The organism is Flavobacterium sp. AG291, assembly GCF_003350375.1.
GTDB classification, from domain to species: domain Bacteria; phylum Bacteroidota; class Bacteroidia; order Flavobacteriales; family Flavobacteriaceae; genus Flavobacterium; species Flavobacterium suzhouense.
In genome coordinates, this window is the sequence record NZ_QQAR01000007.1 from 80,358 (window position 1) to 95,852 (window position 15,495).

At 37.5% G+C, this 15,495-nt stretch carries 5 protein-coding genes; 2 read left to right on the forward strand and 3 right to left on the reverse strand.

What is annotated here, in order from left to right; genetic code table 11:
• Nucleotides 1-218 precede the first annotated feature (218 nt).
• Nucleotides 219-2,423: a bifunctional alpha,alpha-trehalose-phosphate synthase (UDP-forming)/trehalose-phosphatase gene (locus DEU42_RS09205; protein ID WP_114758003.1), complete on the reverse strand. Its 2,205-nt coding sequence runs from the start codon at nucleotides 2,421-2,423 to the stop codon at nucleotides 219-221.
• 80 nt (nucleotides 2,424-2,503) lie between these two features.
• Between DEU42_RS09205 and DEU42_RS09210 the strand changes: the two genes are divergently transcribed.
• Nucleotides 2,504-4,303 (forward strand): glycoside hydrolase family 15 protein, encoded by a 1,800-nt coding sequence (locus tag DEU42_RS09210; RefSeq protein WP_114758004.1) that lies wholly within the window; start codon nucleotides 2,504-2,506, stop codon nucleotides 4,301-4,303.
• Nucleotides 4,304-4,605: 302 nt separating this feature from the next.
• A complete protein-coding gene (locus DEU42_RS09215) occupies nucleotides 4,606-5,283 on the forward strand; it encodes a mechanosensitive ion channel domain-containing protein (RefSeq protein ID WP_114758005.1) in 678 nt (225 codons plus the stop codon).
• Between the two features lie 271 nt (nucleotides 5,284-5,554).
• Here DEU42_RS09215 and DEU42_RS09225 read toward each other — a convergent pair whose 3' ends face one another.
• Nucleotides 5,555-7,066 (reverse strand): right-handed parallel beta-helix repeat-containing protein, encoded by a 1,512-nt coding sequence (locus tag DEU42_RS09225; RefSeq protein WP_114758006.1) that lies wholly within the window; start codon nucleotides 7,064-7,066, stop codon nucleotides 5,555-5,557.
• 201 nt (nucleotides 7,067-7,267) lie between these two features.
• Entirely contained in the window at nucleotides 7,268-15,391 is an 8,124-nt protein-coding gene (locus DEU42_RS09230) for a LamG-like jellyroll fold domain-containing protein (RefSeq protein WP_158537870.1), read from the reverse strand.
• Nucleotides 15,392-15,495 lie beyond the last annotated feature (104 nt).

A 15,495-nucleotide genomic window follows, 5' to 3' on the forward strand; every position in this document is an offset into this window, starting at 1 on the left:
TTACACACTATTAGACATAAAAAGTATGCCAAAAAACTGAAATGATATTATATCTAAAAAACCCGTCCTTTTGTCATGTACAAACTACACTCAATTGTTATAAGTACATCACTATTGTCCGGAACTTATTAAAACTAAACAAATAACTGTATCTACAGACACTATGACGGATTCTAGAGCATTCACTAACAAGATCACCTAAATAATATAGTTTTATGCTAACACAATGATTTTAGTATTTTACGCACCTCTTCAAAGTTTTTCACAAAATATCTTGCTGCAGTTTTACTAGTACCAACCTTAACAGTATAAGCCTCTACAGGTAATTCCTCAAACATAAATTCATCAGTCCAGTCATCACCTATTGACAAAATAAAATCATATTTTGTGTCCGCCAGTAATCGTGCAGCAGCTCGGCCTTTATTTACTGAATCACTTTTTATTTCCAGAACTTTGTTACCCTCCAGCAGTGAAAGTGAGCTACTTTCGAGTGTTTCAGTAAGCATATGTTTAATTTCCTTTATACGAAATTGTGCCAGTTCGGCATCCGAACGACGATAATGCCAGGCAAGTGAATATTCTTTTTCTTCTACAAAAGCTCCCGGCGTACAATCTGAAAAATTTTCTAAAATAGGCTTAATATTTCTTTTCCAATCACTATCAGCTTTTGCAAGACGTGTCCAGCCTTCACTTTTTCTTCTTAGCCATACGCCGTGATCTGTAATTATTGTATAGTCTTTATGTCCAAACCAATTTTCTAAGGTAGCACGATCCCTTCCGCTGATTATAGCAATTTCTGTATCTTTATGTTTAGCGAGACAATCAAGATAACTATAGAGTTCCTCATCGGGGCTAGCATCTAAAGGATTGTCTTTAAAACCTACCAAAGTCCCGTCATAATCAAGGAGTAATAATTTTTTACCGGATTCGGAATAATGATTTTTCAGCATTTCATTGTCACCATCAGTATATCTGTCTGGAAAAACAGGAGCAATTTGTGATTTAATTTCTGTTAGAGAGTTTATAAAAGCATTAGCCCATCTTTCTACATTATGCTTCGACACCCCTTTTTGTAGCGCTGCGAGCCTTATTGCCTGTTCTTGTTCAGGCATTTCTAAAGCAGTTTTTAAGCTATCGGCAAGCTGCTCAAAATTGTTTGGATTTACCAATAACGCCTGATGCATTTCTTGTGCTGAGCCAGCCATTTCACTTAAAATCAGTACGCCACTACCATCAATCCTGGTAGCAACATACTCTTTAGCCACAAGATTCATCCCATCTCTTAGAGGTGTGATCATAGCTACATCTGAAGAGGCATAAAGATCTACAAGATCATCAAATTGCATTGAACGATAAAAATACCATATTGGGGTCCAGTTTACTGTAGCAAATTGTCCGTTAACCCTACCTACCAATTCATCCGTTTCACGTTTAAGGTGCTGGTATTGCATTACTTTCTCCCTTGAAGGAACAGCAAGCATTAACAAACGGACTTTACCTTTAAACTCAGGATACTTATTTAAAAAATACTCAAATGCCTTTATTCGGTTAGGTATTCCCTTTGTATAATCCATTCTGTCTATAGAAAGCACAAGTCTTGATTCCATGTTATTAGAATTATGCTGTTCAATGCTTTTTCTGAGTTGTGACTTTGCTTCCTCCGGTCTTGCAGCATGTTCTATTGCAGCGGAATGATACCGGTCATAATCAATGCCCATAGGGAAAAAGTCTACCTTTACAGTTCTATCTCCATAATTAACTTCATTGAAATGCACATCAAGACCTGCAAGTCTTGATGTAGATGAAAGAAAATGTCGAACATAATCATAGGTATGAAAACCTATTAGGTCGGCTCCTAATACGCCGTATAAAAGTTCATCCCTCCACGGACAAGTACGAAAAAGCTCAAATGAAGGAAAAGGGATATGGAGAAAAAAACCAATTGTAAGGTCCGGACGCTGTTCCCTTAATAATTGAGGCAATAAAAGAAGCTGATAATCATGTATCCATACTGTATCACCTTCTTCGGCGTGCTTAATGACAATTTCAGCAAATTTGTTATTAACCATTTTATACGAATCCCATTGTTCAAGTTCAAATTCTGTATAAGCCTGAAAATAATGAAACAGTGGCCAAAGTGCCTTATTACTAAAACCATGATAATAATTTTCAATTTCATATTCCGTAAGCGGTACCCTGATACATTTATGTACGTCAAGTGCTTCGTCTACCTTTTGGGATTGAACCGGCGTTAACTCATCTTCGGTAATTCCTGACCATCCTACCCAAATGCCATCACCATCAGAATGGATGGATTTTAAGCCTGTAGCTAATCCCCCAACGCTGCTTTTTATATGCATTTTTTCATTTTCAAATTGTAATTCGATTGGCAGACGGTTAGAAACTATAATTGTTTTATTCATCAAAAGTATTTTGGATTAATAAGTCGATTTTTGTAAATTTAAAAAATTGAAAGCCTACAACCTATCCAAATACACATTTTATGACTAATTTAAATTTCGGCATAATTGGTAATTGCCGCAGCGCAGCATTGGTTTCAAACAAAGGTTCTATTGATTGGTGCTGCTTGCCAGAGTTTGATTCTTCTTCAATTTTTGCAAAACTTCTTGATGAAAAAATTGGCGGTAATTTTTGTATAAAAACTACTGATGATTACAAAATAAATCAATATTACATGGAAGATACTGCAATATTGATTACCAAATTTGACAATGGCAAAGATGCTTTTGAACTTATTGATTTCATGCCCCGATATGGTGAAGAAACCAAAGGTTTTTATTCACCACCTGAAATAATACGCTACTTGAGACCTGTTTCAGGAAATCCTTCTTTTTACGTAAAATATGACCCTAAGCTGGAATATGCGTTTGAAGAAACAAGAAGTTATATAAAAGAAGATTTTATTATCAGTGTTACCGATAACAAGAAATTCGATTCAACATTCCTATATACAAATCTGGATAAGAATAAAGTACTTTCTGAAGAAGAAATATTTCTTACTGAGAAAGCTTTTTTACTACTAACTTATAACGAAAAAATATTTGTTCCAACGCTTAAAAAAGTTGAACTTGAACTCCAACGAACAAAAACATATTGGCTTAACTGGAGTGAAAGAACAACAACATATAGCCGCTATGCACAACAAATATCCAGAAGTGCCATAACGCTCAAATTATTGTCCTATGAAAAGACAGGAGCTGTATTAGCCGCTGCTACAACATCTTTACCTGAAACCATTGGAGAAGTCCGTAATTGGGATTACAGGTTTTGTTGGATCCGTGATGCATCGATGGTTGTCAAGGTTGTTCACGAACTTGGCCATTATGAAATGGCGCGTGATTATCTCCGTTTTATTATAAGCCTTGTTCCTGATAAGGATGAGAAACTCCAGATAATGTATGGCATAAACGGCGAAAAAAAACTGACCGAAGAAACCCTTGATCATCTCTCAGGATATTATGATTCAAAACCTGTACGAATAGGAAATGCTGCCTATTCACAACGCCAAAATGATATTTATGGAATCCTGATGGATGTAATTTACCAGCAACTTACACATTTTAGCAATAGCATTGAAAATGGAGAGGAATTATGGAATATTACTAAAGGTATTGTATGGGTGGTACAACAGCACTGGCAGGAACCCGATAAAGGAATATGGGAATTTCGAACAGAAGAGCGTCATTTTACATTTTCAAAAGTATTATGCTGGACAGCTATAGACAGAGCAATAAAAGTAGCTTTATTACTTGACAAAAAGGCCAAAGCCCAAAAATGGATACCTCTGGCCGATGCCATAAAAAAAGATGTTTTTGAAAATGCCTGGAATAATGACTGTAATGCTTTTACCCAATCTTATGGTTCTTCAGATCTCGATGCTTCTGTATTATTAATGGAAAGCTACGGAATAATTGAAGCTTCCGATCCTCGTTATATCAGCACTGTTCATGCCATTGAAAAAGAGCTAAGTCATAAAGGTCTTTTATACCGTTATAAAAACAAAGACGATTTTGGATTGCCATCTTCTTCTTTTACGATATGTACGTTTTGGTTTATAAACAGCCTTTATAAGATTGGTGAAGGTAAAAAAGCCCTTGCTCTTTTCGATCAGCTATTGTCTTATAGTAATCATTTGGGGCTCTTTAGTGAGGATATTGATTTTGAAACTAAAAGACTTTTAGGCAATTTCCCGCAGGCCTATTCTCACCTTGCCCTGATAGAGACAGCAATTAATCTTTCAAACGTTACAAATGAAGAACGCATAAAAGATGCTTTAAGCTAAAATTTACATTATCAATCGTAACTATTCCGTTCTGAACATAATAATAAAGATTTAACCAGCGATGGTTTGCAAACCCATAAATAAAAGCCTACATTCGTAATTACATACCGGCACCGTAACAATATGCCTATTTTACCGTGCATGTGCATTCGCCATTTTGGCCACCCCGATTACATTGCTAATCAATTTTTCCTCGAAGGTTAATCATCGCTCATGTCAGGCATTACTCCCATATTATATTTGGGTACTATTGCTATTGTTATAAAACCGGTACTATTTATTATATACAAAAAATAAGAAGTATGAACGAGTTTTTAGACAACATTTTTCTGGGAAACACTATTTATAACTGGCTTATGGTAATAGCCATAATAGTTATAACATTTATTGCCCTGAAAATATTTAAGCATTACATTTTCAGAAGGCTTAAAAAATGGGCCGCCTCTACCTCAACTACTTGGGATGAGTTTCTTTTAGGGATTATCGAAAAAAGCATCTTCCCAATACTGTACATAACTACAGTTTACTTCTCTATTCAAACCTTAAATTTACCTGAAAAGCTTAGGAATATTTTGCATGTGGCATACATGATGGCAATCACATTCTATATCATTAAAATTGTAATTGCTGCTTTTAAAAAATTTGTATTCTCTTTTATTCAGCGGGATGAGGACGGTGAAAGCAAAGAGAAGCAAGCCGGCGGACTTATAGCTATTGTAAACATAATAATATGGATACTGGGCATAGTGTTTTTGATAGATAATATGGGGTATAATGTGACCACAATAATAGCCGGTCTTGGGGTTGGAGGTATTGCAATTGCTCTAGCTGCCCAGGCAGTACTCGGCGATCTGTTTAGCTACTTTGTAATATTCTTTGACCGCCCATTTGAAATTGGTGACTTTGTAGTTAAGCTCTTGTTTCCATGTAACGCCCCGAATCCCACCATCGTTCACTTAAAATCACCAAAGATAGAATAGTAGACAAGAAAAATAACCCTATAACAAAGGGCATTTTAATAAAACGGTGATTGATATAAGTAAATACTGCTGAAAGACTTATCAGAGTTACAAGTATAAGATAGATATTCATTAAATATAGTTAAGTTTAGTAATACAATATACGACAGAGTTGCTTTAAATTGTTATATCACTAAAAATTTTAGGTAACTATATTTTAATTACATAAAATTAACAAGTCCTAAAATAGTCAACCTATTTTAGGACTTGTCAGATAGTAGATTAATATAAACTAAAAACTCAATGCAGGAATAAAATCATTATTAGAAGCATTGTTGCTTATTACCATAGGGCTTGTCATATCGGGTGGTAATTCAGAGCAATTATTCATGCTAAAAATCCTTTTTGCGCCAGGCTGCTGCAATACATTTATATCGCAATTTTCTACAGTCCAGTTTTCCCATTTTCCATCAATATGATTCCAGGTGTCAAACCCAACCTGACAAGATATCGCTCCGCAGTTAACATATATAGTGTCTTTTGCATACATATCTACAAAAGGTTTTCGCGGATCCGGTGCCCATCCAAACCCTATTCCGTAACCATATTTATCATAATTATTGGTTATGTTTCTATTCTCGTCAAATACCAAAACATTATTGGCAACACAAGATTCAAAAGTAATATTGTTGCCGGCGGCACTAAAACCGCAACTCTGCTTATCCTGCGGAACTATTGCGAATATATTTTCGACTACACTAAATTTTACAGTTATATTATTACCATAAACTTCTAATCCCGTTGCTTTTGCCCCGGTATTAACAGGAGCATCTCCGTCTAGTATACCTGTAGCCCTAAAAGCAGTAACAGTAACATCATTTGAATCAAAAATAGACATCCCATGACAATCATCACAACATCCCCTTAAATTGGTGGCGGTACAATTTTCATAATGAAGATTAGAACAGGCAGTAGGTAAAAAACCTAAAACAGTATGCCCGAAAGTGGTAGTTTTTCCTAATGGATTGGCTTGATAATGGGATCTGAATTCAGACGAATGGCAATTAAATGTTGTAACCTTCTTGCATCCTTCGACATAACTAAAACCTGTTACAGTTCCATCCAGATTAACCAGATTATTTACATAATTATTAGATATTGTAGCATTTGTCGAAGCAAATAACTGTATACCTGCATATGCGGGCGATGTAACCTTTACACCCGTTACGGTACAACGGGTAATATTAACGTAGTTAGAAAATTCAACATAAATTCCCGAAGCCGTTACCAGCCGATCTGTTCCAAAATAAGTATATTCAGATCCTTTAACTGTTACATTTACGATATTTAAATTGCTGGTTAAACCTACACTAATACCGTGAAGTGACATATTAACCAACTCACCATTCTGAATTGTAATATTATTGCAACCTTCAAGAGAGCCTGCATTTATCCCAACAATTTCAGCAGTATGATCTAAAGATACTGCGGTAATCTTATGTCCGTTTAAATCTAAGACTACATCGCTACATGTAATGTTAATAGCTATACTTTTTTCATTTGTCCCTGGAAGCCAAATTATATCTTGTGTAAGATAATAAGTCCCCGGTGTATTAATTTTTATTCCGTTGGAAGGAATAGTATTGATATCATTTGTAAGCTGGATTTCTTCTCCTTCTCCAAACAAATGATAAATTATCTTTTTTGCCTTAGCATCAAATTTCTTTATCATTTTTTCAAGAATGACCTCTTCACGGTGTATACCATTAAAAATCTTCTTTACAATAGTTTCTGGATTTGTCATATTTTAAGTTTTTAGTTGTGGTATAAATCTACTAACCAAAATAAGCCTGAAAAACATTTCTCAACTCAAAACAGTTAGTATGTAAAACTAAAAAAATGTTCCAAGGCCTGTCTGCGTATTATTACCTGATTTTACATAAAAAAAGAGCCGGCATTACTGCCGGCCCTCTCATTCAAAAAACAAATTTCCTAAACTAAACTATTATTGCTTTTTCAGTAGTTTGTAAGTTCCTGTTTTATCACCCACGTGTACGTGGACAACAAACACCTGCTCACCTGCAACTCCTGAAAGGTTAAGTTCAACTTTCTGGTTTCCTGCTATTGACTGGCCTTTTGTTTCAGACACTTTTCTGCCTGTAATATCAAATACCTCAACAATAACATCGTTACCTGCTTCATTATTAACTTCAATAGTAACAGCTCCATCAGTAGGGTTAGGATACATTGTTACCATACCTTTAAGTGGGTTTGGTGTATCAATACCAAGTACTTCTTCAACAAGTATGTAATCTGCTTTATCAGCAGCAGCACTTGTACCAGCAATGTTATAAGTAATTAAACTTACATTGTATGTACCCGGAGCATTATACGTTACAGTAGGTGAAGCTTCTGTAGAAGTAGCCGGCTCACCACCTTCAAACGTCCATGCCCATGATGTTGGGTTGTTTGTACTAAGGTCAGTAAACGTTACTGTTTCACCTTCCTGTATTGTAGTTACGTTAGCCGTAAAATCTGCTACAGGAGTATGCGCTCCAAGATCTCTATCTAATGAGAACACCACTGTAGCCGAAGCGTTAAATGTAACGTTACCAAATGTAGCATCTTGCTGAGCAGCGTTATTTCCGTTTGGATGCTGTACAGAGAAGAAACCATATTTAAAGTCTGGTGTAAAGTTTAGTCCTGTAGGCTCTGCACCCGCCGGCATAGAAGCAAACAGTTTAATATTAGGATGGCTTTGCTCATGATCAGGGCGAATAACCCAGATATAGTTAAGACCACCGTCCTGAAGTACCCAAAGGTTACCTTTATCATCAAAAGTAAGGTTATCATTTCCATCTGCCCATGGTTCACTCATAGTACCATTTGCAGTTTCAATATTATAATTCTTACCTCCGGCAAATACTTCAAACTGACTGATAGTATCACCATTGTCCTTAAATCTGTAAACTCGGTTTTTACCTTTAGATGTAAAATAGATCATACCATTAAGCGGGCTAATCTCGCAATCTTCAACACCGTTAAAGTTAGTACCTCCAAGAGTTGAAGCTACAGTATTAAGGTTGTTACGATCTGCTTTAGTAGCATTAGGTACCTGTACCCATGTAGCTGTAGCTGAACTTGGCTCATCATCAGATAACGGAAGATCAAGTTTAAGTACATAAACCTTACCTGCGCTAAGATCACCTGGTGTGTCCGCAACGAATTTATAAACACAATGTGTTCCTCCATCCTCACCATAGTAAGCAGTTCTCTGATCGGCAGCGATAACTACGTTCTCGTGGTTCATTCTACCCATAGCCCATAGTTTCTCCTGATAACCGTTTCCGTGCTCTTTAACCTGAGCCGTTTCCGGATCAATTTCTATTAGCCATCCAAGATCCTGATAGCCATCGCCATTTGCATCACCTGAAGCAGTATCCTCTTCACTGGTTACAATAGTACCCCATGGAGTTACACCACCCGAACAGTTTCTTGAAGTTGTTACAAGGTTACTGTTGTATAAATCAACCGCTCTTGAATTATCTACAACCCACAGATCCTGAGTTTCATCAAGATGAAGATTAAGCATAGACACACCACCCGGAGTATTTTCCTGGTTAACTGATAGGTATCCGTTAGTACTACTTCCATTGATACCAATATAAGCTGCAAAGTCATGGTTTCCAGGAACGTTACCGCCTCCTGTCATATAAGGAGTTCCTTCTTTAAATATCAGCTGGAAACGGTGATCTCCAGAAATTATAAGATGATTTTGCTGAGCTGTTGGTGCAATAGATGTGAAACAGCCAATATGAGGCTCATCGCAACTCACAGTAAGATCTTCAGTATTCTGAACATAAAGGTCAAAACCTATATCAGAACTTGACTGATCGCGATTGTGCATCTCGACAGATATTCTATTTACACCATCAACAAATGCTGACTTAGCAACCTGATAAACGTAGTAACGTTTTTCATCTGCACCATCTATAGTGTTTACAGAGTGTGTTAGATAATCAATAGCACCCGTAGGCATATTGTCTCTTATAACTTCTGTACCATTTACATAAACAACTGCACCATCATCTCTCCTTAGTCCGAAGTTTACCATATCAGTAAGTTCAGAAAGGTTAATCTGGATATCTCTTGAGAAGTAAGTAGTAATATATTTATTTGCCGAATCAGGGCCAAAAGACACCACAGTGTTCATTGGATTTCCATATCCAAGAGGTGCAATTCCTTTTTTCCATTCAGTGTTATTAAACACAGGATTAGTCCACTCAGTACCCTGATTTATACCGTTATCAAGATAAGTCCATTCAGAACCTTTAGGTAACGGGTAAGCAGCCGGAGCTAATGGAGGAAGATTAAAGTCTACCGCCATATCAAATCCAAGATCTGAACTGTTAGCTGCTGCCTGATGAAGCTCTACAGCAATAACGTTCTCTCCTGTTTGTAACAAATTATCAGTAGTAAATTCGTAGAATGTAGTTTCTGCAGCATCATTTACAGCAGCAAGTGCAATTGTAGAAGATGTAATTTCTCCCTGAGGCATATTGTCTCTGAAAGCTTCAACTCCATTTACATATACAACTACACCATCATCTCTAAGTACTTTAAATTTAAGAGTTCCTATTGCTGAAGCATCTTCAACATTAAAAGTATGTCTTAAATATGTAGTGATGTGTTTGTTTTGTGCATCAGCACCATAACTAAGTGTAGTATTTTGGTTAGGATCACCATACCCAAGGATACCGTTACCAAATAACCATGCCGAATCATCATACGCATTAGTTCTCCAGTCAGTTCCAAGATCAGCACCACTATCATTATATTTCCAGATGCTTTGTGCAGCAATTGGGAAACTACCAACCGGATATTCCGGTTCGTTTTTCCATGCAAGGTATACAGGTGTACCATCAAGTGGCATTTCGCCAAAAGTAACAATATTACCAACTTTAGTACCTGTGGCAGCTATTTCCAGAGCTTCAGCCGGATTACCTTTCAATAAGAAATAGGTTTGGGCAATAAGCTGAACATCATTAAGATTTGTAAAAATCTTAGAAAGATCTGCTTTAGGAGAACCCTGATCCATGTAAAGCGAAGCCATTTTCCAAGGTGTACTCAGGTAAAGTGTATCATTAGCCGTTTCATTAAGAATATGAAGTACTTCTCCACCAAGCTGTTTACCTATAACAACGTTATTTTCTTTGCTTGTAATAACATCAGCAAGGAAAAGACCATTTCTGTCATCATTCTTAACACTCCAGTTACCGGTAACTTTATTTCGGAACGGAGCCTCCATATCTCTTACCGGAGCCGTAGCAGGAATAATGTGTGCATTAGTGTAAGCTACCTCAACCTGTTGCGAACCGCTATTTACGATAAAACCGTTATCATCTTGATTAAAGGTATAGTTATAAGGCAGGTTAGCTGTAGCTTCAGGCATTGTAAGATACATATCCTCACGTATCTCTTCGATAGTTTTAGCTTTAGTCCATATCCTGAACTCATCTATTGTACTTCTCGTAGGCGAGTTATTAGCTACGTTTTTACCTAATGCAAGGTTATTAGCATTTGGCGTAAAATGGGTTACAGGCATACTACTCATCAATTCACCATTAATGTAGAATTTGAATTCTCCATTCGGTGTATAAGTAACAGCAGCGTGGTTCCATTCATTAACAGCCCATACCTTTGTAGAGTTAAGACTGTTCCAGCCTCCTGAAGCACCTTTACCCATAATAGTTTGAAGAGTCTGGTTATCAAGGAATTCCATTTCCCAACCAAAGTTACCACCTGTAAGACTCGTGAAACCTACAAGTTTTGTATTTGCTCCGGCTGTTTGTGTTAAACGACCCCAAAGCTCAATTGTAAACGGACCTGAAAGTGCCTGGTTAACTCCTTCTTTAGGTATAAGCACTTCGTGTCCCTGACCTAATTCAAGAGTACCACCCTGCTGTGCAATAACCGAATTTACATCCGTTTCAAAAGCAAGATAATAGTTACCTGAAGTAAGAGCTACGTTTTCAAAATCAATTTTACCATCTACAGACACTCCTGTAGCTACCGTTTGATAGTTACTTTCCGGATCACCTTTTATCAGCATAAACTGCTCGGCAAGGTTATCTATCTGTGTAGGATTTGCAAATATTTTAGAAAGATCAGCCTGTAGTGTAGCCGTTTCAAGGCTAAGAGCATTAAGGTTCCAACCTCCTTTTACATAAGATGTATTTTCAACAGTTCCTAATGGCAATACAGTACTATCTGTATTACGGCCTGCTATAAGGTTCGATGAGAAACTGTCAATATCAGCTTTAACATATAAACCGTTATCAGTTTCGTTTTTAATACTCCAGTTACCTGTCACTTTAGGGAAAGCCTCTGTAAGATCGGCAACAGGGCTTGTCGCATCAATAATTTGTGCACTTGTGTAAGTTACATCATTAACCTGAGTACCAGTATTATCAATTATTCCGTTATCCTCCTGATCGAAAGTAAGGTTGTAAACAAGATTGTTATCTGTTGTTTTAATGCCATAGTGCATCTGTGCCTTAATTTCTTCAGCAGTTTTAACTTTATTCCAAATACGGAATTCATCCATTTTAGAAATAGTCTGACTATTGTAGTTTATACTTTTTCCAATGGCAAAATCCCAGTTAGTATTAGTTACAAATCCAGTGTAAGCACTGGTTGCTTTAAGCTCACCGTTAAGATAAAGTTTAATGTTCTCTCCCGGTTTAGCAGTAACAGCAACGTGGTTCCACTCGCCTACTATAAGCTGGGTACCTGAATTAATGTTGTTCCAGTTGTTCGTGTTTGTACCAAATACAGCAGATACACTGTTGTTATCCGGCATTTCAATTGAAAGTCCGGTAGTATTATTATTAACCCTGCCATGGTTAGAAACTAGTGGCGTGTTACTACCCGGATCCTGTGTCATGTTTACCCAGAACTCTAAAGTAAACTCTCCTGATAAAGTAGGATTGATATCAGCTTTTGGTATAGTAACAACGTGACCGCCTGTTAATGATAGTGCTCCCCCTCTGCCTAAGCTAAAGGTTGCTATATCCCATCCAAGGAAATACTCACCTTCAGTAAGGTTTGCATTGTGGAAAGTAACATTTTGTCCGTCAAAATCACCTTCGCTAACGTCTAGATAAGATGTATCACTTTCTTTCTTAAGAAGGTAATATTTACCTGCCACATTAGCAACCGAATCAAATTTAGTTGCAAGAACCTCTGAAAGATTCATTTTTACTGAAGCAAATGGAGTGCTTACAGGATCAATTTTCCAACCACCTTTAGCATAAGAAAGTGTAGAACTTCCAGGAACTGCATCAAGAGTAGCATCATTCTTTTTACCCACAACTACATTACTTGCATAATTAGTAATGTTATCAGGCATTGAAAGACCAGCAGCGTTCATTGCGTTGTTTTTACTCCATTTACCTTTTACTGTAGTTTGGTAATCAGCCGGCATAACAGCTACCGGCGAAGTCGCAGGAGCAAGTGTACCACCGTTAAGTGTAACAACATGAGGAACACTCCCTTTACTTGTAATAGTATTTGCACCTTCTGTTGTAGGGGCAAAATCATAATACAATGCAAGGTTTTCTTCTGTACCTTCAAGAGCATAATGCATTGTTTGCTTAATTTCTTCTGGAGTAAGTGCTTTTTGCCAGATGCGTAGCTCATCAAGTTCAGCCTGAACAGCACCTGTATATGCCGGACTGTAACCAAGACCAAGACCCCAACTGTTACCCACGTATTGCGTAAAGTTAGTTTGCGCTACAAATTCACCGTTTACATAATATTTAAGCTGTCCATTATTAACAGCAGTAACTGTTACCTGATTCCATTCTCCTACATTCCATGCAGCACCCTGCTCAGAAATAGTGTTCCATCCGGAACCATTGTTACCAATAACCACATTAAGCTTATTGCTATCCGGGAATTCAAAAGATATACCTGTAGAGTTACCATTTACCCTTCCGTTACTTGCAAGCATTTTAAAGTTTGTACCCGGATCACCATTAAGTTTAGCCCAAAACTGTATTGTAAAGTTGTTAGCTAATAAAGGATTAATTACCGATCCTGGGATTGCCATTTGCGGAGCTCCAGCTACTTTAAGTACTTCTCCTCGTGTAGTTTCAAAATCAGCTTCAGTAAGAATAGCCTCATCAGAGATAATTCTTCCGTAAAGAACCAATTTATCAAGAGCACCAATGAATTTTTTACCTTCAAAGTTATTACCTACTTTTATTTCAGATGCAGATGCAACCGGAGAGATTACGTTAGTCCATGACTGGATAACAAAACCATTGTAATATAGAGACAGTTTTCTCCTGACATTATCATATTTCCATACAATATAAGCCCAAGTATGTGGCAGTAAGCTGTACTGACTTGTATAAGTTGTATTAGTTGCATGGTCTTTGTAGGTTAACTTACCATTAGCATCCAATCCAAAAGAAACACCTGTTCCGGCAGAACCGTTAGAAATTATTGTAGAACCGTTAGACTGGAAAGCTTCTGGTTTTACCCAAAACGCAAGACTGAACGGACGATTATGGAAATTAAGAGAAAGTGCACTCGGAATACTTACCGAAGTATTTTGCCCAAAGCTTACTGCTTCATTAGCTAAACCTTCCCTATCGTTTACATAAGCTACATCTGTTGCAGTAATAACATGATTGTAAGTCGATGCATCAGTAATAGAATTACTCATGTCTAACTGAAGTTTAAGCGCATCAGCATTCTGACTTGTAAGCATGTCTTCGTGTATGATTGTCTCAAAATATGGAACTCCTGTAGGCCCCACATATTCAACTTTCATTCTACGATCATCTTCTGCTCCAAAAACATTAATTCTCAAATACGTTTGCTTTACACCTGTCATCAGGTAGTCGCTACCGTAGTTTACATTGTGCTGACCGTTACCTATGTCAGAGTTAAGGTTACCAGACAAGATATCATAAAGCGGATATTTAACATCACTACCTTCACGTATCATGAACTTTTGCTCATGGATATCAGCACTTAGGGATAACACACCGTTGATATTATTATCTCGGATATAGTTTACAAGTTCTGCAGATTGTGTTGTTGCACAAAAGTTTCTTCCACCACAGTTACGTTCAAATGATGGTGTACCGTTAATAAGCACTTTAAATTTAGCTGTAGAAGCTAAAAGTGCACCTTTAAGCCACACCATCTGATCAGGACCAAGGTGAGCAAGAGTACCATCGCGGTAGCTACGGTTGTCAAGTAAGAAATACTCAACATCTTTGTACTTGTACGAAGAGAAAAGCCCGGGACCTTCAGGAGTACTCTTGTATTCCGGGTTAGGCCACCAGTCTTTAAATATCTCTTTCATTTCACCTAACGTTGGCATTGTTTTGTTAAACTCGTTAGGTCCAGTGTCATGATTATCTGTAATAGCCAGCTGAGGCATAGCCTTAGTCAGGTTGTCATGAAAATCCCTGTAGAACATGTAACGTGCAAACGCCATGTCTTTGTTTGCCCAGTCATCAACACCGTCAGGACACTGCCCCATAGCATGCTGAAGACCTAAAAGGTATACGGCATCACCTAACCATACCATCATGTCGCTGCCTTCCTGCGCCATAACGTTAAACATGTTCGGGTCACCGTTAATATGTGTCGCGGACTCCGGTATGTCTATACAACGTGAAAGGTCGTATATTCTACCACAGCCGCCAGAAAGAAACTCAAAATCATCTATGATCTCCTGTTCATTTCTGATAGTTGCCACTCTATTTGAAGCAACACCATTTACCATTACCTTAGCAGTATAATTACCGCCAGGCAACAGGTTAGTGTACTCAAAAGAGCGTAGGTTATACCCTAAACGGGTATCAGAATTGTAAGCCGTACCTGTTAGAAGAGTGCCCGGTGCAGCATTTTCAGACATGGAAATGGACAAAGCATTTCCGGAGCCTGTGTTGTTTTTGGTAAGCACCCATACCCTTACCTTATTGTTATAAGGCGGGCTCATCATGGGGCCATACACAATTGAATCTCCAGGAATGATCTGAGCCTGCAGGCTATAGCTCACCCCAAGGAAAAACAATAAACTTAAAAAGAGAAAATTCTTTTTCATGTTTGGCATTTGTGAAAAATTAATGATTATTAAAGCGCCAAAAGTAGCGCTGCCAAATGCCCGCAATCCCATAAAGCATTTTAAGGTTGCATTACCCAAAAATG

Coding starts and splice junctions, on each gene's coding strand:
- DEU42_RS09225 (WP_114758006.1), bottom strand. CDS start 7,066: ATGACAAATCCAGAAACTATTGTAAAGAAGATTTTTAATGGTATACAC.
- DEU42_RS09230 (WP_158537870.1), bottom strand. CDS start 15,391: ATGAAAAAGAATTTTCTCTTTTTAAGTTTATTGTTTTTCCTTGGGGTG.
- DEU42_RS09215 (WP_114758005.1), top strand. CDS start 4,606: ATGAACGAGTTTTTAGACAACATTTTTCTGGGAAACACTATTTATAAC.
- DEU42_RS09210 (WP_114758004.1), top strand. CDS start 2,504: ATGACTAATTTAAATTTCGGCATAATTGGTAATTGCCGCAGCGCAGCA.
- DEU42_RS09205 (WP_114758003.1), bottom strand. CDS start 2,423: ATGAATAAAACAATTATAGTTTCTAACCGTCTGCCAATCGAATTACAA.